Below are 22570 nucleotides of genomic sequence, written 5' to 3'. Positions count from 1 at the left end.
TATTTTTTACACTTTTTTATAAAAACAATAGGCGCCTATTGTTTTTTTTAACTTAAAAATAAAAGTTAAGTATCTGGAATTCTAGACATAAAATCCTCCTGAAGATTAGAAAGAAATGCAGCGCACATACAACAGAATTTGAACGTGTGCTGAAGAATACGTTTTTTGTTGAAAAATTGACTGAAAAGTCTGCAGACGAAGATAGATTTTGAGCTCTTAAAATATCTCTGCTGTTATAATAAGGAAAGCGAGAAGGTTTGTCAAGCAATCTTTATTGGCTGTTGTACTAGAATCCAGTTTTTCGTATAATTTGCTAGAATTTGTGTGAAGAATTTTAAATATGAAAGGCCTATACATTAAAACTTACGGCTGTCAGATGAACGTTTATGACTCCATTTTAATGGAGAATATAGTTAAGCCTTTAGGGTTCAACGTTGTTAGTGATGTAGAACAAGCTGATTTGGTGATATTAAATACTTGTCATATTAGAGAAAAGGCAGCAGAAAAGCTTTACTCAGAGCTTGGAAGAATCCATTCATCACAAAAAAATAAGGAAATGACCATAGTGGTGGCTGGATGTGTAGCGCAAGCAGAGGGAGAAGAAGTGTTCAGAAGGGCTCCTTTTGTTGATATTGTTGTTGGTCCGCAGAGTATCGCTGTTTTACCGGAGCTGATAGTCAAAGCAAGCAGAAGTAAAGGTCATGTAATAAATACTGATTTTCCAGAAGTTGCGAAGTTTGATAAATTGCCAGATGAATGCTATGGCAATAGCCAGGGGTCTTCTGCGTTTCTTGCCATACAAGAAGGTTGTGATAAATTTTGTACGTTTTGTGTGGTACCATATACACGCGGGGCTGAGTATTCACGACCAGTAAATGAAATATTCCGTGAAACATTGAAGTTAGTTGCAAATGGGGCAAGGGAAATCAATTTGCTCGGTCAAAATGTTAATGCTTATCATGGGGAGTGCGGAGGAGAAGTGTGGGATTTAGGAAAATTAATTAGTCACATTGCTAAAATTGAAAAGCTAGAAAGAATCCGCTACACAACTTCTCATCCAAGAGATATGCACGAATCTCTCTACTTGGTACATGCGGAGGAATCAAAACTCATGCCGTTTGTTCACCTACCTGTGCAGTCAGGTTCGAATAAAATATTGCATGCAATGAACAGGAAACACACTGCAGAGGAGTATTTGGAAATAATAGACAGATTTCGCAAATTGAAACCTGAAATCGAATTTTCTTCTGATTTTATTGTTGGTTTTCCTGGAGAGACTGAAAAAGATTTTGAGGAAACTATGAAGTTAGTAGAAAAAGTAAAGTACTCTCAGGCTTATAGTTTTAAATATAGCCCAAGGCCAGGAACGCCAGGGGCGGAAAGAAAAGATCAAGTACCAGAAGAGGTTAAAACAGAGCGTCTTCTTTGTTTACAGGAATTAATTAGCAAGCAACAACTTGAATTTAATCAGAGTATGATAGGAAAAACTATTCCTGTTCTATTCAGTGATAAAAAAGGTAAACACCAAAATCAAATTATTGGTAAAAGCCCATACATGCAATCAGTATGCGTTGATGATCCTGACGATAAATACAAAGATAAAATAGTAAATGTAAGGATATTGGAAGCTCGGCAAAATAGTTTGTTGGGATGCGCTGCCTAATTAGAGAAAAGTGCTCCCATCGTCTCATGTAGAAGCACTTTGTGTGTTTTTATAAGTTTATAAGCTATCTAGATTTAATCCTTAAGGGACTACAACTCTCTGTTACGCAATCATATGAGACTTGATATAATAGATTTGCGGGATTTTTTTCTTTTCCCACTGATAGTGTACTTTTTCAACCTTTCCAGAATTATTATATTCATAAGAAAGCGATCTCCAAATAACGCTGCTTTTACTATTATTTTTGTTAGCATCGTGAAATTTCTGATAAGGCCAACTGTTATTGTCTTTATTCATCTTTAACTTAAGTAAATAAGTCTGATTTATTAATATGCTGTATAATAATGTCAATACCTATCAATGTTTATAGAAACAGAGTTTTTGAATTTGTAATTTTCCAGAAAGCTCTATATTCTTTGATTTTATCCAGTTAAAATGAATATGAAGTATTATCCTGATACAAGCAGCAGTCCTGATTTTTCATTGCTAGAAAAGGAAATCATAAAATTTTGGCAGGAAAATAAAATTTTTGAGCAGTCAGTCGAGAAACGTTCCAAGGATCATTGTTTTGTATTTTATGATGGGCCTCCGTTTGCAAATGGACTTCCGCATTACGGACACTTGCTTACTGGTTTTATAAAAGATGCATTTGCAAGATATCAAACTATGCTGCAAAAAAGGGTTGAACGCAGATTTGGTTGGGATTGCCATGGGCTACCGGCTGAGATGGGCGCGGAAAAGGAACTTAGAATATCTGGTAGAACTGAGATAGAGAAATTTGGCATTGAAAAATTCAATAATCATTGCCGTACTTCTGTGATGAAATTTTCATCAGAATGGGAGAAGTATGTAAATAGACAAGCAAGATGGGTAGATTTTCACAATGACTATAAGACTATGGATAAGTCATTCATGGAGTCGGTCATGTGGGCATTTAAGCAGCTTTATGATAAAGGTCTGGTGTATGAATCAATACGCGTTGTTCCCTATAGCTGGGCGTGCGAAACTCCACTCTCTAATTTTGAAACAAGGCTTGATAATGCATATAGAGAAAAAATTAGCAAAGCTGTAACTGTTGCTTTTGAACTTTTAGAAAATCCAAAGCAATTTAAACAAAAATGTAAATTACTTGCTTGGACTACAACGCCTTGGACATTGCCGAGTAACCTTGCACTGGCAATAGGAAAAGATATTGAGTATTGTGCAATGTTAGTAAATGGTGAAGTCTGCATCTTTGCTGAAAGTTATTTAGAGAAATTTGTCAGCCACTGTGAACAAAGCAATATTCAATATGAAAACTGTAATACAAAACTTAAAGCGAGTGATCTTGCAGGTCTTTCCTATAAACCATTGTTTGATTACTTTAAAGATACAAAAAATGCATTCCGTGTTTTCAGTGCTGATTATGTTACAGCAGAAGACGGCACTGGTGTTGTGCACACTGCTCCTGGATTTGGTGAAGAAGATTTTTACCTTTGCCAAAGCCATGATATTCGAGCTGTTTGTCCAATTGATAACGGTGGGAAATTTACTGCAGAAGTTTCAGATTTAACAGGAGTTCATGTTTTTGATGCCAATGATACAGTAATAAAAAAATTAAAAGAGCAGGGGAGTTGGTTTAAGACTGAGCAACATATTCATAATTATCCTCACTGCTGGAGAACTGATACTCCTTTGATCTATCGCACTATGCCTTCTTGGTACGTTGCTGTGACAAAGTTCAAAAGCAGAATGGTAGAGCTAAATAAGAGAGTTAATTGGATGCCAAATCATATAAGAGATGGTCAATTTGGAAAATGGCTTGAAGGAGCACATGACTGGTCTATTTCACGCAATCGATTTTGGGGTACGCCAATTCCTGTGTGGAAATCAGATGATGCAAAATATCCAAGAGTGGATGTATATGGTTCGATAGCAGAACTAGAGCGAGATTTTAATGTTAAAATAGATGACTTGCACAGACCATTTATCGATACTTTGATAAGACCAAATCCTGATGATCCAACAGGAAAATCAGTTATGCGTCGTGTGCCTGATGTGTTTGATTGTTGGTTTGAGTCTGGCTCGATGCCGTTCGCGCAAGTTCACTATCCGTTTGAAAATAAAGAATGGTTCGAGAAAAATTTCCCTGCGGATTTTATCACTGAATATATAGCACAAACAAGAGGATGGTTTTATACGCTTTTTGTGCTTTCCACTGCTTTATTTGATAGTGAGCCATTTAAGAATTGCATATGCCACGGTGTGGTTCTTGATGTGAAAGGTCAGAAATTATCCAAACGTTTGAATAATTATGCAGATCCAATGGAGGTTTTTGACAAATATGGTTCTGATGCGCTGCGTTTTCTTATGCTATCTGGTTCCATTGTTTGCGGTGGTAATTTACTACTCGACAAAGAAGGAAAATCGATACGAGATATTCTGAAGGACGTAATAAAACCTATTTGGAATAGTTATCACTTTTTTACCATGTATGCAAATGCAGATGGAATTAGAGCTGAGGTTTGTAAAGATTATCAGAGTACCATTGATCGCTACATGATTTCCAAATGTTTTGAAGCTGTGGAAAGTATACAAGCTTCTATGAACAACTATAATTCCCAAGAGGCTTGTAAAACCCTGATGAATTTCTTTGAAGTGCTAAATAACTGGTATATTCGTCGCAGTCGCGAGCGTTTTTGGAAAAGTGACTTAGATCAAGATAAAACCGACGCTTATAATGTTCTGTACACAGTTTTTTATTACATGCTTCGAGCTGCAGCTCCTTTGTTGCCACTCATAACAGAGACTATATGGCAAGGGCTTAAGTACAAAGAAACATCTGTTCATTTGGCTGATTTTCCACAATCAGATAGATATGACAGTGAACTCATTGCCAAGATGGATTTGGTAAGAGAGATATGTAACTCTGCATTATCCATCAGAAATACGTTTAACATGCGCATCAGGCAGCCACTTGGCAGTATGACCATTTATCATAGGTCTTCCTGCGATTTCCTTAAAAATGAATATCAAGAGATAATAAGAGATGAGGTGAATGTAAAAGAACTAGAAATAGTAAGTGAGTTGAAAGAAGTTGCGTCACTAGAGCTAAAACTAAATTTTCCGCTACTTGGTAAGAAGGTTGCAGATAAAATCAAGAAACTAGTTCAATATGTCAAAGAAGAAAAGTGGAGACAAATTGAGAATGAGCAAATATTTCTGGGAGATGAAACAGAGAGCTATACTATAGAAAAAGGTGAGTATGAACTATTATTAAAAGCAAATAGTGAATATTCTTCTGTATTTGATAACAATAAAGGGATTGTTGTTCTGACTACTGAGCTCAATGACGAACTAATTCTAGAAGGACTCGCAAGAGATGTTGTGAGGCTTATTCAAGAAACTAGAAAACAAGCTGATTTCCATATATCAGATAGAATAGGAGTAACAATCAAAACAGAAGATGAAAAAATTAAGAAAGCAATAACTACATGGAATAAATATATAAAAGAGCAGACCCTTGCCTTATCTTTGGACACTAATAAAGAGATCGAGGCCGATTTCTATTCTAAGGAATACCAAGGTTTGATAGTTGGTATTAAGTTAATAAAGTTGCAAAATTAGTAATATTTATGCTATACTTAAATTGCTTTAAGTAGGGTGGTGATATGAATCAAGTTGTTGCAGATGGTCATAGAGAAGTTATTGATTTAAATAACAACAGTGATGGTTTAGGTAAAGTAGAATCTATTTTTAATGTTGCTTTGGAAGAGGAAGAAGAGTTTTTTGATGCTATGGAAGATGTTTCTAATGTAGAAGAAGAGAATGATTTAGGTCTTGCTAATTCAGAAGAGGGAGAAGAATTTTTTGATGCTATAAGTCAGCAAGATTGGTTAACTAAACAGGTAGCTGCTTTTAATGTTCCACTCAGTATATTTCATTATAAAGATTACAACTCTGACTTTTTTACTTCCTGGTATAATATATCAAGTAGAATATTTAAAGAGATAAACAGAGCTTGCCCGGAGAAAAAAGTATTAAATTTAGCTCTGTCAGTTTTAATACTTCCTTATATTGCTTTTGTTGCAATGGGGTTAGTCATATACAGTAGATTTAAAGCAGGCAGCAAAACACAAGAAGGTGTAGTGGAAGATAAGGCAAAAAAGAGTGAAACAAGTGTATCGAGAAGATTTGCATACGGTGCTCTTGCTGCAATAGCAATTTTTGTTAATGTGACTGTGCTTGTAGCCTTAATTGTTCCTGCAACAATTGCTTTGGCTACTTTTTATCTTTTAAATAGAGAGTTATCTCACTCTTTAGTTGCTGTTCTTAAAATAAGTATGGGGCGATATTCTAATAAGCACCAAAATATTGAGATATCTTTTCATGAAACGGAGTTTCCTGAACCAAACATTACATGGGATATGGAAATAAAATTTCCACCGCAATTTAAACAACTGCTTAGAGATTTATGTGAAAATGGAAATGATAAATGGTTTAGTGTGAAGCGGGGTTTAGAGCATAATATCATACTGAAATTATCAGCTAGTATCAATTTAAACAATGGTCTTAAGCCCTTGCATAATGAAATTAAGAATGTGATTGCAACTTCAATTCAAGAATTTGCAAAAACTATGGAAGAGCTGGTGAAGCTAGAAAAAGAAGAGATTACACGTGATAAATTGAAGGAATTATTGAACGAATTCAGGTTGAAAGTGGTGAGTAGTATAGGTTCTAAGTTGACAACTCACTTAATAGAAAATGCTTATCAAGTTGCCTTTATACAAGCAATTAAGTTTCAGCAGAATAGACGGGGAGAAGATTTTTCGCTGGAAGATGAGCTAAAAAATACTTTAGTGAAGCAGAAGTTAGAAAGTCAAGGTAAGGAATTACCAAATGAGAAAGAGATGATAATAAAGGATCTAAAAGAAGCAGGAGCAAAAGTGCCAAATGCCCTAGACGATAGTGAGCTTCCTGTATTTAAAGCAGAATGGGAGCGACTTATACAAGAAGGGAAAATAACTAGGAAAACAATAATTGATGTTTATAAGAATACAGATCTTGGAAAAACAGAGGAAGTTCTGAATGATGCTAAAGAAATAATTAAAGATTTAAAAAAACAAGGACAAGTAAGATATACTGGGATACATGAAAAGCTGAAAGCAGTGTATAATGAAGGAAAAAACAACTTAACAAACGATGATTTAAAAAGGAAATTAGAAGGTCTTTTTAAGTTCGAGTATGGTGATCAAGAAGTTGAGCGAAGGCTAGTAAAATCAGTAATGAAAAAAGCAAAGGGTGAGTTAGGCCTATTAGTCATGCTAAGCTTAATAGACCAGTTTCGAGATTTAGAAGAGGAGATAAAAGGTCCTTTGAATGGGGAAAGTTTAGAAGAAGCTTCAGGTAAAGTGAATGATTTTATAGCAAAGATGTATTTAGAAATAACGAAACGTAAAACACAAGATTTGTTTAAAAGTCAAGCAAAGGGTATAGAGAATTCATGTAAGTTATTAGAAAGGGGGGCACCAGATCTAGTAGAAAAGATTAATTCACATCGAGTGAGAATTGAAAAATACTTAAAAAGACCTGAACAACCTATACTATTAAGAAAAATAATAGAAGGGAATAAGGACTTAAATAAGTACTTAGAAGATGAGTGGAATAGAAAAGGAGAAAAGCATCCAAATACGAAATTAATACAGAAGCACTTGAAAAATAACCAAGAAATTCTGAAAGCATTAAAACAGTTAGAATTAGAAGAAAAAGGATTATTGATAAATGAAGAAACAAAAAATGATTATAGAGAAGAACTGGAATCTCGCGAAAAAATAAAGTTTGCAATAATAGAAGATGATTTACTTAAAGCATTCGAGCATGAAATTTTTGATGAAGAAGCAATTAAGAAGTTACTAGAGAGAGCAGAACTTGAGTACTATTTGGCAGAAAAGTGCATAAAAAGTCCTGTGATTAAGACAAAAGACAATATCAAACATTTTTGTCAAGATTTATTGTCTCCTTTAATAAATAGGTTGGTGGAAAATATAGTAAATAATGTACCAAAAAGTGATAAGAGTTCATGGCTGCAGCCTATAAAAGCTATTAGGACAGGCTTGGGATATATTCAAACAGGTCTTGCCGTTGCAATGCGTGGGGATAAGAGCGCAGAAGGAAAAGCGTTGAGTGTGGCACATGATACTCATAAGGAAGTAGAAACATTTCTTCAACATTTTCAATCAAGTTATGAGGAAGTAGGAGTTTTTTTTGGTAATTTATTTTCTGATGATGGAGAAACATTTAAAAATGATGTGTGGCCTCAAATAGAAGAGCATTTGCATGGAATGTGGGATAGATTTTTCAAAGATATTGAATTCAAGATAGGGAATAAATTGGATGAAGTAAACGTGACACACCGGGGATGTTCAAAAAAGTGTGTCAAACCGAGAAGTAAAATATAATTGAGATAAAAATGGAGGTTTGACATGAGTCAAAGAATAGCAGATAGAACTACTGGTTTGGTAGATTATAAAGAATTAGAAACAAATATCTTGTCGTCTATACGAGAAGGTAGACCATTAATGGGAAAAGATGGTGCATTAACGCCATTTGTAAAAAGGCTACTTGAAGCAAGCTTGGAGGGTGAAATAGAACATCATTTATCTACTGAAAGCGAAGAAAACAATCGTAGAAACGGAAGGAATGGAAAAACTTTGAAAACAAGTGCAGGTTCATTTGAACTATTGACACCAAGAGACAGAGAGGGAAGTTTTGAACCACAGATAGTGAAAAAAAGGCAAACAAGCCTACATCCAGAACTTGAAACAAAGGTCTTGAACATGTTTGCAAGTGGTGTGGGATACAGAGATATAGCATCATATGTGGAAGAAATTTATGACCATAAAATATCTGCAGCAGAGATATCTGGAATTACAGATAAATTACTACCTATAATCAATGAATGGCGTAGCCGTCCACTGCAATCAGTGTATCCAATAGTATTTATGGATGGGATGTTTTTTAAGGTAAAAGAAGACGGTCGCTGTGTAAGTAAGTGCATGTATAACATATTAGGAATAGACCAAAATGGCAGAAAAGAAGTACTGGGTTTTTACTTAGCAGAAAGCGAGGGAGCTAGCTTCTGGTTAGGCGTATTAAATGACTTGAAAGAGAGAGGAATAGAAGACATTTTGATAGCTTGTGTCGATGGCCTAAAAAGCTTTCCTGCAGCTATAAATAGCGTATTTCCTAATGTGGAAGTACAGCTATGTGTAGTGCATCAAATACGGAACTCTCTGAAATACGTATCAAGCAAAGATGTAAAAGTTTTCATGAATGATTTAAAAAAAATATACCGCGCTACAAGTAAAGAAATTGCAGAAAATTATTTGCTTGAGCTGGAGGAAAAATGGGGCGAAAAGTATCCATTAGTTGTAAAATCTTGGCAGAACAATTGGGAAAGTTTATCTGGTTACTTCAAGTATTCAGGTCCTGTTAGAAGGCTAATTTATACCACTAATCTCATCGAGGGGCTACACAGGCAAATTAGGAAATTTACCAAGACCAAAGGCGCATTCACCAGCATAAATGCCTTGTACAAGCTGGTATATTGTGCTATAAGAAAGGTGGAAGAGAAATGGACGATGCCTGTACATGATTGGGCATTATCTATATCTCAACTCGATATTTTTTTCCCTAGTAGATTAAAGATTGAGTTGAATTAAAAATTCGGTTTGACACACTTTTTTGAACATCCTCGACACACCAAAATCAGGAAACGGCGATTACGGCTTAATAATGAGCTCTCAAAGTTCCTTCAGTATTTTCACACACTAAGTTGACTATCATATTTGATTCTTTTTGGATTTCCTCTTCAGTTAAAGTGTGAGTTGGAGAGCAGAAAGTAACTGAAAATGCTATAGACATCTTATTCGATTCTATATTGTTTCCATGATATACATCAAATATCAAAACTTCTGTGATGAGCTCTGAGCTTTTTTTCACCATATTGATTATACTGCCTGCTGCTACATCTTTATTTACAATAAATGCAAAGTCGCGTTTTACACTTTGATATTTATAATCGATAAATTTTTTTCTACTTATAGGTAAATTTTCGATATTTTCTAATATCAACTCAAAGCCTACAATTTTTTGTTTGATGTTAAAAAAATCCAATATACTCGGATGCAATTCTCCAAAATAACCAACTATTTTACTTCTAAAAGATAAGGAGCCTGATTTTCCTGGGTGATAATATTCTTTTTCTGCTCTCTCTATTGCTAAATTATCACAATTGACATTAAAAAGTTCCAAAGCTGTTATGAGGTCAGCCTTTGCATCAAAAATATCTACTTTTCTATCAGTGTTATAGTGGTTTTTCGGCGAATTATTTCCTGATCTAATTCCACTTAAAACGTACTTAAACTGAGCCTCACCATTATAAATTGGTCCAATTTCAAAAATTGCGAGATCAGATATCCCGTGAGCAATATTATCTGCAGTGACTTGCAACAAATTTGGTATGACACTTGGCCTCATTATATTGAAGTTATTATTAAATGGATTATCGATAATGAATAACTTATTCAAGTAACCAAACTTTTCAGCTATTGATTCACTCATAAAAGACCAAGTTATCACTTCATGAAATCCTCTGCTTGTCATTAAAATGCGCAAATCATCTTGTGTCTCTTCTTCTACTGTAACGTCTTCTGCTAGTTGCTCTTCCTTTATTTTATCATAGCCGTATATTCTTACTGCCTCTTCAACTAGGTCAGCAGGTATTTTTATGTCTGGTCTCCAGCTTGGTACTTGTATATTCCAATTACCTTCGGTTTTTTTATCGATACTAAACCCTAATTTTGTTAAAATATTGAATACTTCATCAGGTGATGCAGATACACTTCCAAGTTTGTTTACATCTTGATAATCGAAATTTATCTTGGTATCAGCCTTGTTCAGATTGCCAGCAGACACTACACTTGACACTTCTCCGCCACATAAATCCAAAATCATTTTGGCTGCAAGATTGAGTCCATCAAGGGTAAATTCAGGGTCAATTGAACGTGCAAATCTGTAACTTGAGTCTGTGGAGATGCCTAGCTGCCTTGAAGATTTAGTGATAGAGATGGGGTCAAACCAAGCAGACTCTAAAAAGATATCAGTAGTCTCAAGAGTGCATTCACTGTACTTACTGCCCATAATTCCAGCAATTGCATGAACATTTTTATTATCAGAAATAACTCTTATGTCTTTGTTTAATAAGTACTCTTTATCATTTAAACCAATAAATTTTTCTTCGTCATTTGCTTTGCGTACTATGAGCTCTCCTTCTATTTTTTTTGCATCATACGCGTGCATCGGGCGCCCGAAAGATATCATAATGTAATTAGTAATATCAACTATTGCAGAAATGGAGCGCATTCCTATCGATTCCAGACTATCTTTTAGCCATTTTGGACTCTCTTTATTTTTTACATTAGTGATATATGCTCCACTAATAAAACTCTCCCCATCGATGACTTTGACGTTTATTAGTGAGTTCATAGAAGCGGTAAGTTGTGGAATGGTTAAAGTCTTTAACGTTCCAATTCCAGTTGCTGCTAGATCACGTGCTATTCCATAAACACCTAAGCAATCTCCACGGTTTGGAGTGATGTTTATGTCAATTACAGGATCGCAATTGAAAAATTTATCTCCTGTTTTATAATCATCAGAAAGCTCGATTATTCCTTCACTTTCATCTTGAGTCAGCGAAAGCTCAGAGGCAGAGCAGAGCATCCCTTCACTTAGCACTCCTCTTATTTTTGTAGGCTTAATTGTAAAGTTGCTTTCTGGCAATGTGCTACCAAGAGATGCAAGTACAGTCTTCATGCCTTCTTTAACATTTTTTGCTCCGCAGACTATCTGCAGAACTTTACTTCCATCATTTACTCTACATAATTTTAATTTATCAGCATTTGGATGAGGTGCAACTTCTAATACTTCTGCAACAACAAACCCGGCCAATCTGGAATTGTCGATCACATTCTCTACTTCCAACCCTATGTGAGTTAATTTATCAGTAATTTCCTCTAAATTAGCATTGGTTTCTAAGTACTCTAATAACCAAGATAATGTGAACTTCATTTATCTAACAAGAAACAAAAATTCATTGTAATGTAAAATGTGATGTTTTTAAAGTTTGTTGTAATAAGTGGCTTCTATATTGCAAGAAACAACAGAGAAGCCTACTCTTTCTACAAAGAAAGAATTTTCTTTATATCACCTTTGCAGTCCATTTCCATGCAGAGTTGAATGTTCATATTGTGATCATCTATATGGAAATTATAAATGTAAGCATCACCAGTGAAATTTCCTATAACATCATGGCTTTCATTTAGCATTTCACCTGCCATGTGGAAAAGACCAGTGTCTGAGTTAGAAGAATAATCTGTAAACTTGATGTACCCGTTACCACATTCCTGTTCTAAATTTAAAGGTGGATTAGTAAAATCTATTTCGTTCATAATTGCCTCATATTAAAATTAAATTATAGTTAAAATAAGATGTTAAGTCAAGAATTTAGAATAAGATTGGTAGCTGACTATAATTTGCATTTTAATTGTATATTTTGTTAATATGTTAATGCTATAATAATACAGAGCTCCTTATATTAATTCTTGACTTTATTCTATAAAATTTATACTTTATTTACTGCTGCAGTTTAAGTATACAGGGTCAAAATGGCGTTAAATCCGCTAGAACAATTTAAAGTATATACAATAATAGAACTACCAAAATTATTTGGGTATGACATAAACTTTACCAACTCATCTCTTTTTATGATGATCTCGGTGATATTAATGGTACTGTTTTTGCTCCTTGGAATAAGAAAAGGTGCAGTAATACCAGGATATTTGCAAGCTGCAGTTGAATATGTATATGATTTTATTGTTTCAATAATAGAAAGTAACACTGGAAGCAAAGGTTTGGAGCACATTCCTTTGATATTTACAGTATTTATTTTCATTTTATCGTGTAATTTAGTTGGTGTTCTTCCTTATAGTTTCACAGTTACAAGTCATGTGATAGTTACCTTCGCTTTATCAATGGTGGTTTTTACTTATATAACGATTGTTGGGTTTAAAGAAAGAGGAGTAGAATTTTTACGTATATTGCTACCAAAAGGAACTCCTTCGTGGCTTGCACCTATAATCATCATTATTAAATTATTTGCTTATTTAGTAAGACCGATTAGTTTATCAATAAGGCTTGCAGCAAATATGATTGCGGGTCATACAATCATCAAAGTGATAGCAGGATTCGTCGTAAATATGAACATATTTTTTACACCTGCACCTTTTTTGTTTATAATTGCACTAATAGGATTTGAAGTATTTGTTGCAGTTTTGCAAGCTTATATATTTACTATATTAACATGTGTATATTTGTCAGATGCAGTAAAGTAATTGACTTCCTTGCAGAATATTTTACAATTATATTATAAAGAAATAGTTAAAGGTAATATATGGATTTAGTGGCTTTAAAATTTATAGCAATTGGTTTGGCTGTATTTGGAATGCTCGGTGCTGGTTTAGGTATAGCTAATATCTTCTCTGCTATGTTAAATGGGATTGCGAGAAATCCTGAGTCAGAAGGTAAAATGAAAAGTTACGTTTATATTGGTGCTGCCATGGTTGAAATCATGGGGTTGCTTGCGTTTGTACTTGCAATGTTATTAATATTTGCTGCTTAACAGATGCCACAGCTTGATATTTCAACTTTCTCTTCTCAAATTTTTTGGTTTTTAATTTTTTTCTCTTCACTTTTTTTTATAGTGAGTTGTTTGTTTTTACCGAAGTTAGATGAAATAATAAGCATTAGAAGTAAAGAAGTGTTAGATTCATTTAATAGTTCTATTCACCTTTTAAGACTTACAGAAGAGCAAATTGCCAAGTATAATGCAGCTTTAAATCAAGCTAGAGTACGGGCAAAAAAAATCATAGATGATGCATTTGCTCAAGTAGAAGAAATGAGAGCGAATGTTAAGGATATATTGGAAGAGGAAGACAAGAAGATGATTAAACTTGTTGAAGAAAAGGTAGTACAATTTAAATCTAAGTATATTAGTGAATTAAAACAAATGGCTACTAGTATTGCTTTGATTTACTATACTAAGTTAGCTAATTCTGAGATTGAAGAGGAATTTGTTGCTGATTTGGTATCCAAAGAATTTTAGGGTTTTTATGTCTACATTACTAGTTATAAGCCTTGCTTTTTTAGTAGGTTTTATCCTCTCATATAAATTGCTAAGGAAGATAATAAAAAACGCGCTTAACAATAAACGTAACAAAAGCAAGTTTTTAAGTGAAGAAACTGAAAAATTCAGAAAAGATATGTTGGAGTATTACAAAAAATCTTCTGAAAAATACAAAAAATTAGATGCAGAAGTTAACAAAATGATGAATGAAGCACTTGATAAGGCTAATAGTATTATTAAGCATAATAGACAGCAACTCGATCAAACGTTAGATGAAAATTCCCATTCTAATTTGAAGAAAGTTACTGACCAAGTTGAAAAAGCTCTTGGGGATTTACAAGCTAACACAGCGAGTATAGCTGCTGATGCTGTAAAAAAAATAATGCATGAACGTAAAGATGATAAGCGTAGTAGTGAGGTTATATCTTCGTTTTCACGTGACTTGAGCAAAAAGTTGCATTAAGTTTAATGCCTGTACTTCAAACTGATAATGTAGAAAAAATTAAATTTGATTCTAGTTTATGCAAAGAACAAGAGAAACTTTTCTACTATAGGTTTAATATAATTCCTTGGCAAAAATTAAATGATACTACTTTTTTTATGGTTGAAGACATAAGCCAAGATATCAACCTTTGGGTCGAATCTCATTACGGTATTGAATATGTATTGATAAAAGTAGATAGCAAACAGATTTTAAATCTTCTTAACTCACACTTTGGTATTTCAGAATTCGCAAGTAACTACTTATATTATAAGAATCCTAATTTTTCAGCTAAAAGCATTAGGCTCAGTTCAATCTTTTTTTCCTCTTTCTTTGTTATGATTTCGACTTTAACACTGACAAAAAAATATGCATATTTTGCTTTGGTGTTGATATTTATAATCGGATGTTCTAGTTCTTTATTCAAATTTGTAACTAAAATTTTTGGCTTGCGTAAAATTTCTAACCAAAAAGCAGATTATGATAAGATGAATGAACCTATATATACTATTTTATTGCCTGCTTTTAAAGAGAATGCGGTTATAAAGCAATTGATTAAGAGCATTGAAAGTTTGGATTATCCAAAATCAAAATTAGATGTAAAGCTTGTGATAGAGAGCGATGATCAAGAAATGTTGGCAGCTATAGAAAAATGCACTTTACCACAGTATTTTGAAGTAATAAAAGTGCCTCATTCTCTGCCTAAAACAAAAGCTAAGTCATGCAATTATGCTATGAGCTTTGCTAGAGGAAAGTATGTGGTAATATATGATGCAGATGACAAGCCAGATCCGTTGCAGTTAAAAAAAGCACTAATTGAATTTAATAAGGGCGACGAAAAGTTGGCTTGTGTACAGGCGAAATTAAATTACTATAACTTTGGTTGCAATTTTCTTACAAAATTCTTTTCTCTCGAGTATATGAACTGGTTTCAATATTTTTTGCCTGGATTTCAAAAAATGAACATGCCAATACCTTTGGGTGGTAGCAGTAACCATTTTTCAGTGGAAATTTTAAAGAAAGTGCTTTTTTGGGATGCTTACAATGTCACTGAAGACGCTGACCTTGGTTTGAGACTTGCGCAAATGGGATATAAAACCAGGATTATTGATTCAGAAACATTGGAAGAATCACCAACTACTGTGTTTGCTTGGATCAAACAAAGAGCACGCTGGATTAAAGGTTATATGCAAACTTACATTGTTCACTTAAAAAATATAAAATTACTTTTTAAGCACACTGGACTCAAAGGAATTTTGCTATTAAACCTTTTTGTTGGTTCCTCAGCTTTGATGTTTTTTATGACTCCTTTTTTGTTGCTTTCATTGGTGCTGACTCAAATTTTAAATGAATTATTCTTATATTATTTTATAATAGTATACGGTATTAACTTGATTTTTTTGATAATAGCTATCAGACAACAAAAAATGCCTTTTTATTTTTATATAGTATCAATATTTTTTCCCGTCTATAGTCTACTACATAGCGTTGCAGCTTTTCTCGCTTTGTGGGAATTTGTTATTCACCCTCAGCAATGGAATAAAACTCAGCATGGATTATGGAAGCAAAACCTGTAGCTATTTGGCTTTTTCTCTGCTCTCTCATGGTGATTTGCATGGTGGGAATTGGTGGATTTACCAGACTTTCAAAAGCAGGATTGTCAATCACGGAATGGAAACCAATTACCGGAACATTGCCACCGCTGAGTGAACAAGACTGGCTAAAAGAAAAATCAAAATATGAAGCTACACCTGAATATAAAGCATTTAATTATGGTATGAGTATGGAAGAGTTTCGCACCATATACTTAATAGAATATGTGCACAGGTTAATTGCAAGGCTGACAGGTTTAGTTTTTATCTTACCATTTATATACTTTACACTAAAAAAAAGAATACCTAAAAATGCAGTAATAAGGTTATCTACAGCACTATTATTTGGAATTTTACAAGCTTTTGCTGGTTGGTATATGGTAAAAAGCGGTTTGGTATCTAATCCTCATGTTAGTCACTATAAGCTCGCACTTCACTTACTGCTTGCATTGGTTATTTTTGCATTATTGTCGTATCAATTTTTTGATTACCAAGTCAAACCAAGGCAAACTAAACTTAAGGTTAGTACATGTTACATATGGATAATTTTAATCCTAGTGACAGTACAAATAATCTTCGGTGCATTTGTTGCAGGGCTAAATGCTGGTTTAATTTATAATACCTTTCCACTGATGGATGGACAAATTGTTCCGGAAGATTTATTTTACTTACAGCCTGCTTGGCTAAATATCTTTGAAAATAGAGTAACAGTGCAATTCATACACCGGGCATTGGCATTGCTGATATTAGTTCTGACAGCAATACTCACAATAAAAAATGCCAGTGTAAAACCAGTATATATTATGCTACTCTCCGTCATCATTCAGGTAATTTTAGGAGTAGTAACTTTGTTGCTGCATATACCAATGGCCATTGCTATAGCCCATCAAATGTTTTCGTTTATCTTATTCGGGTCAAGTTTATACTGCTTATGTTATTTAAGAAACCAGATCTAATACCAAATCACCAGCATGTATATTTTTTCCTTCTTTAACAGGGATATTTTTTATCACCATTTCTGATTCAGCACATATTATATTTTCCATTTTCATTGCCTCTACAACAAATAGAGGTTGTCCTACCTCTACCTGATCTCCAGCATTGACGTGTAATTTAACCAATAAACCGGATATTGGAGATTTTACAGCGTCTACTGAAATCCCTTCTGTTTTGTTGTTTAGCATTAATTTGCTTAGTTCAGCTACATGAGGTTTCAATACACAACATTTAGCTTTCATACCTGCGTGTCTTATAAAGTATTTGCTGCCTTGCCTTTCTATTTTAAGTGCTATATTGGTATCATCATTAATTGTGATATATAGTAATCTGTAACTTGATTTCCACTTACCCACCACGGAGTATTTATTGTGGTTATATACTGTTGTTAATGTGTTATCTTGATACTTTGCATTTACGGAGTACTCATTGTCATCTATTTTCACTATGAATGCTTCGTCTGTTGACTTACTGTAATACTTTCCCTCATTTTCTAAGTGAACATACAGTGCAGTAAAGATAAATATTTTAATATATTCTTCTGTAATAAGATCGCCTTGAAACCCACCAGGATAATGATTTGGAATGAATCTTGTGTGGAGCTTTGCTGCAATAAAATTTGGATTATGGAAGATGGATTCTAGAAATTCTATATTATTTGTTACTCCTTCTATATAACATTTAGACAATGCTTTTTGCATTCTGCTGATTGCTTCTATTCTATCTTTTCCATAGGTTATAATTTTTGCAATCATTGAGTCGTAGAACATGCTGATTTCTGAACCGCTAGCTACTCCATCATCTATTCTTACATCATCCGGTTTGTCGTAATATTTGATTCTTCCGCTGGAAGGAAAAAATTTCTTTGATGGATCTTCAGCGCAAATTCTGCTTTCTATTGCAGAGCCAATAAGTTTAATATCATTCTGACCAAATCTTAATTTTTCTCCGCAAGAAATTCTGATCATCTCTTCCACTATATCTATTCCAGTGACAAATTCTGTTACTGGATGCTCAACTTGTAATCTCGTATTTACCTCAAGAAAATAGAAGTTTTGGTTCTTATCTACAACAAACTCGACAGTACCTGCTGAAAAATAATCAACTTGCTTTGCCAAAGAAACACATTGAGCATACATTTTTTGTCTTACTTCTTCACTAATAAATGGGCTTGGTGTTTCTTCTATTATTTTCTGGTTATTCCTCTGTACCGAGCACTCTCTCTCCCCAAGACACACTATATTGCCGTATTTATCTGCTATGATTTGTATTTCAATGTGTCTTGGCAGCTCTATATATTTCTCTATAAAAATACTGCCATCTTTAAAACTTTTCTCTGCTTCATTTGTTGCTGATGTAAATGCTAGTTCAATTTCTTTTTTGGAATATACAATTCGCATTCCTTTGCCACCACCACCTGATGCAGCTTTGAGCATAACGGGAAAACCAATCTCTTCAGCAACGATGGCTGCGTGGGCAGCATCTTCGATCTTACCCATATATCCTGGCACTACATTTACTCCAGCTTTTCTTGCCTCTTCTTTTGCCGTTATTTTATTGGCTGTAACTTCTATTGTTTCTGCACTTGGACCAATGAAATCTATGTTATGTTTTTCCAGAGCACGGGGAAAATCTGGATTTTCTGCTAAAAACCCATAGCCAGGATGAACCGCCTCGGCACCTGTTTCAACTGCTACTTCGCATATTTTTTCGATATTTAAGTAACTAAGATAAGCAGGCGAAGGGCCAATGTGCCTTGACTCATCTGCTTGCTTTACATGCACAGAATTTGCATCTGCATCTGAGTACACAGACACACAAGATATGCCCATCTTGTGCGCAGTTTTGATTATTCTGCAGGCAATCTCCCCTCTGTTCGCTACTAAAATCTTACTATACTTCTTTCTTATCATCTTATAAGTATACTTTCTTAAGTTAAGAAAGTAAATTTCTATATTACTACCTGCAAATACTTCACACTGGGGCTAAACCACTATCTAAAAGTTGCATAACATCAGGATCTGTCACTATAGTACTTTCGTTATAGAGGCCATATACTTCATTACATGCCTTAAATAACAGATATGAAGATCCTCCAGAAGCTATTGTTGCTATTGAAGCCAATGCAAGAGATTGAGAAGCCGAAAATAGAAGATACAAAGATACACACATAGCGGTAGCACACACTATAGCTCCTACTATATATAAGCATATATGAAACTTCTTATTACATATAAAGCCACATTTTATATCTGCAATTTGCTTAACTTCTTTCCGCTCTGCAGGGTCCAAGAAATAAAGGGGTGATACTGCCTTCTTCCCTTCATCCTTAATATAGCTTTTATCGAGGAGTGCTTCCTTAATATATTTCTTGTTATTCTTAAATTCCTTTTCTAATCTTTTTACTTTTTCCCAATCTTTAGCTTCTTTTGCTTTCTTGACTTTGCTCTCAGTATCTTTTTCTAAATACTTTATGATCCCCTGTAACGCAGATAATAGAAACCCTTTACTTGCTGCTATATGAAATGGGTTTCCATTTTCATCAATTCTATGCTTAGCTACACAAGCAACTCTTTTCCTGCAAGCTTCAATAAATTTATTTTCATCCTCTTCTTTTACAACTCCTCTTGCAATTTCAAATAAATTATCCATATATACACCTCACTGCATTCACTAATATTAAATTATACAATGCAGTTTGTTAAAAATAAATGTAAATTGATCTTTCAAATTTACTATAGTTCCACGTTGTTGCAAGTACAAATTTTAGTTATCATCGGTTACGTTATCACAATAGACAAATATGCCAGGTATAGTCACTAGATTCGCTCCATCACCAACAGGATTTTTACATATTGGAGGAGCTCGTACTGCGTTATTTAATTGGCTCTATGCAAAGCGTCATGGTGGGGAGTTTTTGCTAAGGATTGAGGATACCGACAGAAAACGTTCAACACAGGAAGCAATTGATGCAATAATAGATGGGTTAAAATGGCTTGGAATAAACTATGATGGAGAAATAATATACCAATCGAGAAGAATAGCTAGACATATTGAAGTTGCAAATCTTTTAGTTGAAAAGGGTAGGGCGTATCATTGTTACTGCCCCGAGAATGAAGTTGCGGAGAAGAAAATAAGAGCAAGGGAAGAAGGAAAAATATATAAGCATAAGTGTACTCATTCAACATCAAATGCAGAGCCTGTTGTTCGCTTCAAAGTGCCAGACTCAGAAGATATTGTTGTTGACGATAAAATATACGGCCAAGTTACAATAAGTAGCGACCAGCTTGATGACATAGTAATCTTGCGCTCTGACAATACTCCAACATATATTTTTGCTGTAGTGGTTGATGACCATGATGCTGGAATAACCGATATTATACGTGGCTCTGATCATCTCACTAATACCTTCAAGCAATTACTAATATACCAAGCTCTTGATTTTGATGTCCCACGCTTTGCACACGTACCGCTTATTCATGGAGAAGACGGGAATAAGTTATCTAAAAGGCATGGTGCAACAAGTGTTTGCGATTATGAAAAGATGGGAATATTGCCACAGGCAATGCGTAATTACTTGCTAAGACTTGGCTGGAGTCATGGCAACGATGAGATTATTAGCGATGAGCAAGCAATAGAGTGGTTTAATTTAGAAAGCATCGGTCGCTCACCTGCACGGCTCGATTTCAAAAAACTGGAGCATTTGAATAACCACTATATTAGTAATATGAGCAATGAAGATATTCTGACTCTAATGCTTAGAGAAAATACTCTAACTGACAAAAAAAAGAGCTATTTACTGCAGGGACTGACAGAGCTGAAAAAAAGAGCAAACTATTTGACCGAATTATTGGACTTAGCAAAATTTTATATTCAAGTTGATTTTAGTGAAGAAGCTCAGCAAATTGTCAAATCTAACCTCAATGTAATTAAGTTACTTGCATCATTTCTTTCGAGTGTAGGTAGTGAAGATTGGAATAAGAATTTTTTATCTTCTCAGATTAAGGAATTTTCAAAATTACATAATATAAAAATGAGCGATATATACCACTCATTACGCGCTCCAATAACTGGAATAATGGATGCGCCTGGAATCATCGATATCATGGTAATTCTTGGTAAAGATGAGTGTATAAAAAGATTGCAAGCAATTTAAATAAAAAATTGCTTGACAGACTCTAGTAGCTTCATTATAGTGGAGAATGAAGATTTTTTAGGATCCAAAATCTATCTTCACCTGCAGGTTTTTTCACCAAATAATCAAATTTCAGCAAAAAATATATAAGTTTATTTTTGCTAGCTCTTTATTCATATAGGAGGGTTTATGTCTAGAATTCCTGATACTTGACTTTTATTTTTAAGTTAAAAAAACAATTGGCGCCTATGGTTTTCACATTAAATCATTTTAAATTGTTAAAGTTAATACGGGCTTTTTTTGCCTTTTTTTTATTGGTATTTTTTTCATATTTTATTATATCATTATACTGTGGTACCATATAGACTTCAGTTTCATGATAAGGGGAGCAGGCTCCGTCTCAGCTATGGAATTAAAAAATGACTATGCATAAGATCTAATGGTGTGTCTAATCTATAGATAATTTTTTGTATTGCTAAGTTAATATTTTACATATCTGTTCAGTAAAGTGGCAAAAAAGACAACTAAATGAGTGTCATGAAAGTAGCTTACACGTAGTTGTAGGAATATTCATTTTTTAAGGTAAATTACACAGCAAATATTGTCATTCAAGTACTGTAATTCCAGCTTCTATAATGTCATGCCAGTGCTCGACACTGGCATCGAGCAAAATTTATCACAAACAAGACAACATTTTCAATTAAAAAATCAGTGTCTGGGTGCTAAGATGACACCTTCATAAGGGAGCCAGCATCAGCTACTTTCATGACACTCATTTAGTTGTCTTTTCTCGTTTACCTTATTTTGCCACTCTGCTGAACAGATATTAAAATAGCAAGCCTCAAGCCTGCTATTACTTACTGATTACTTTACATCAATTTTCTTGATGTGTTTCTCTGATTTAGGTATGGTTACATGCAATACCCCATCTAAAAAGTTGGCAGATACCTTATCTTGCTCTACATTTGTTGGAAGTTGAATAGATCTATAGAAAGAACCATAGTACCTTTCTTTATGGTAAAACTGCTTATCTTTTGATTCATTATTACATGTTTTTTCACCCTTCACTATTAAGTTATCGCCAGATATACTAATGTCTATGCTTTCTTTAGGAATACCTGGTAACTCTAATGATAGGCAATAGCTTTCCTTTGTTTCATAAAAATCACAAACTGGTAGTAGACTACTGCCTCTTTTGGAAAGCTCTGGGTTCCATCCTGTAAAAAAGCTATCAAATATGTCATCAACGGCTCTTTGTAACCCTCTTACACTAAAATTATCACGATTATTGTTTTTATTTAAATGAACTATATTACTCATGTTGTACCTCCTTTTACTAATACATGAACTACATAATCACTCCACTTATTAATTTCAATCCTAAATCTAAAATTTTTTAGATGCGAAAAATTTTCCCCGTTTACTATAACTTGATTATGAGAAAAAATCTTGTTTGGATTAACACGAGTAGTTCTATAAACTA

17 protein-coding genes are annotated in these 22570 nt (G+C 34.0%); 11 read left to right on the top strand and 6 right to left on the bottom strand.

Features of this window, described 5'->3' with window-relative positions; genetic code table 11:
• The first annotated feature begins 340 nt into the window (after positions 1–340).
• A complete protein-coding gene (miaB, locus tag HGO49_RS02500) occupies positions 341–1663 on the top strand; it encodes a tRNA (N6-isopentenyl adenosine(37)-C2)-methylthiotransferase MiaB (protein ID WP_026092647.1) in 1323 nt (440 codons plus the stop codon).
• A 102-nt stretch (positions 1664–1765) separates the two neighbouring features.
• On the opposite strand, the gene HGO49_RS02495 is transcribed toward miaB, so the two are convergent.
• Positions 1766–1960 (bottom strand): hypothetical protein, encoded by a 195-nt coding sequence (locus HGO49_RS02495; RefSeq protein ID WP_017532153.1) that lies wholly within the window; start codon positions 1958–1960, stop codon positions 1766–1768.
• Positions 1961–2098: 138 nt separating this feature from the next.
• On the opposite strand from HGO49_RS02495, the gene ileS reads away from it, so the two are divergent.
• From ileS to HGO49_RS02480, 3 genes are read left to right on the top strand one after another with little or no spacing between them, the layout of a single operon-like run.
• Positions 2099–5269 carry an isoleucine--tRNA ligase gene (gene ileS / locus HGO49_RS02490; protein ID WP_017532152.1) on the top strand — a complete coding sequence of 1057 codons (3171 nt, stop codon included), beginning with the start codon at positions 2099–2101 and terminating at the stop codon, positions 5267–5269.
• A 44-nt stretch (positions 5270–5313) separates the two neighbouring features.
• Positions 5314–8100: a hypothetical protein gene (locus HGO49_RS02485; RefSeq protein ID WP_017532151.1), complete on the top strand. Its 2787-nt coding sequence runs from the start codon at positions 5314–5316 to the stop codon at positions 8098–8100.
• 24 nt (positions 8101–8124) lie between these two features.
• Positions 8125–9363: an IS256 family transposase gene (locus HGO49_RS02480; RefSeq protein WP_172758362.1), complete on the top strand. Its 1239-nt coding sequence runs from the start codon at positions 8125–8127 to the stop codon at positions 9361–9363.
• 67 nt (positions 9364–9430) lie between these two features.
• On the opposite strand, the gene pheT is transcribed toward HGO49_RS02480, so the two are convergent.
• Together pheT and HGO49_RS02470 are read right to left on the bottom strand one after the other, a co-directional pair.
• On the bottom strand, positions 9431–11770 hold the full coding sequence (gene pheT / locus HGO49_RS02475; RefSeq protein WP_017532150.1) for a phenylalanine--tRNA ligase subunit beta: 2340 nt from the start codon (positions 11768–11770) through the stop codon (positions 9431–9433).
• Between the two features lie 110 nt (positions 11771–11880).
• On the bottom strand, positions 11881–12150 hold the full coding sequence (locus HGO49_RS02470; protein WP_010402566.1) for a hypothetical protein: 270 nt from the start codon (positions 12148–12150) through the stop codon (positions 11881–11883).
• 216 nt (positions 12151–12366) lie between these two features.
• Here HGO49_RS02470 and HGO49_RS02465 point away from each other — a divergent pair, with 216 nt between their 5' ends.
• From HGO49_RS02465 to HGO49_RS02440, 6 genes are read left to right on the top strand one after another with little or no spacing between them, the layout of a single operon-like run.
• On the top strand, positions 12367–13092 hold the full coding sequence (locus tag HGO49_RS02465) for a F0F1 ATP synthase subunit A (RefSeq protein WP_015587920.1): 726 nt from the start codon (positions 12367–12369) through the stop codon (positions 13090–13092).
• 59 nt (positions 13093–13151) lie between these two features.
• A complete protein-coding gene (locus HGO49_RS02460; protein WP_006014985.1) occupies positions 13152–13379 on the top strand; it encodes a F0F1 ATP synthase subunit C in 228 nt (75 codons plus the stop codon).
• Positions 13380–13382: 3 nt separating this feature from the next.
• On the top strand, positions 13383–13862 hold the full coding sequence (locus tag HGO49_RS02455) for a F0F1 ATP synthase subunit B family protein (protein WP_017532149.1): 480 nt from the start codon (positions 13383–13385) through the stop codon (positions 13860–13862).
• A gap of 7 nt (positions 13863–13869) precedes the next feature.
• Complete coding sequence (locus tag HGO49_RS02450; protein ID WP_017532148.1) at positions 13870–14346, top strand: F0F1 ATP synthase subunit B family protein; 477 nt, start codon at positions 13870–13872, stop codon at positions 14344–14346.
• A gap of 5 nt (positions 14347–14351) precedes the next feature.
• Complete coding sequence (locus HGO49_RS02445) at positions 14352–15941, top strand: glycosyltransferase family 2 protein (RefSeq protein ID WP_017532147.1); 1590 nt, start codon at positions 14352–14354, stop codon at positions 15939–15941.
• Positions 15923–16912, top strand: a complete 990-nt coding sequence (locus tag HGO49_RS02440) for a COX15/CtaA family protein (RefSeq protein WP_017532146.1) — start codon at positions 15923–15925, stop codon at positions 16910–16912. The genes HGO49_RS02445 and HGO49_RS02440 overlap by 19 nt, the downstream gene beginning before the upstream one ends.
• On the opposite strand, the gene HGO49_RS02435 is transcribed toward HGO49_RS02440, so the two are convergent.
• The gene (locus HGO49_RS02435; protein WP_017532145.1) at positions 16895–18865 is read right to left on the bottom strand and encodes an acetyl-CoA carboxylase biotin carboxylase subunit; all 1971 of its coding nucleotides are present in this window, start codon (positions 18863–18865) and stop codon (positions 16895–16897) included. The genes HGO49_RS02440 and HGO49_RS02435 overlap by 18 nt on opposite strands.
• Before the next feature lie 61 nt (positions 18866–18926).
• Positions 18927–19604 carry a hypothetical protein gene (locus HGO49_RS02430; RefSeq protein WP_017532144.1) on the bottom strand — a complete coding sequence of 226 codons (678 nt, stop codon included), beginning with the start codon at positions 19602–19604 and terminating at the stop codon, positions 18927–18929.
• A 151-nt stretch (positions 19605–19755) separates the two neighbouring features.
• On the opposite strand from HGO49_RS02430, the gene gltX reads away from it, so the two are divergent.
• Positions 19756–21108, top strand: a complete 1353-nt coding sequence (gene gltX, locus HGO49_RS02425; RefSeq protein WP_017532143.1) for a glutamate--tRNA ligase — start codon at positions 19756–19758, stop codon at positions 21106–21108.
• Between the two features lie 843 nt (positions 21109–21951).
• On the opposite strand, the gene HGO49_RS02420 is transcribed toward gltX, so the two are convergent.
• The gene (locus HGO49_RS02420) at positions 21952–22407 is read right to left on the bottom strand and encodes an Hsp20/alpha crystallin family protein (protein WP_017532141.1); all 456 of its coding nucleotides are present in this window, start codon (positions 22405–22407) and stop codon (positions 21952–21954) included.
• Between the last annotated feature and the right edge of the window lie 163 nt (positions 22408–22570).

The sequence above is a fragment of the Wolbachia endosymbiont of Diaphorina citri genome (assembly GCF_013096535.2).
Lineage (GTDB): Bacteria > Pseudomonadota > Alphaproteobacteria > Rickettsiales > Anaplasmataceae > Wolbachia.
Note: the sequence above shows the minus strand (reverse complement) of the source record. Positions and strands in the feature narration are given on the sequence as shown.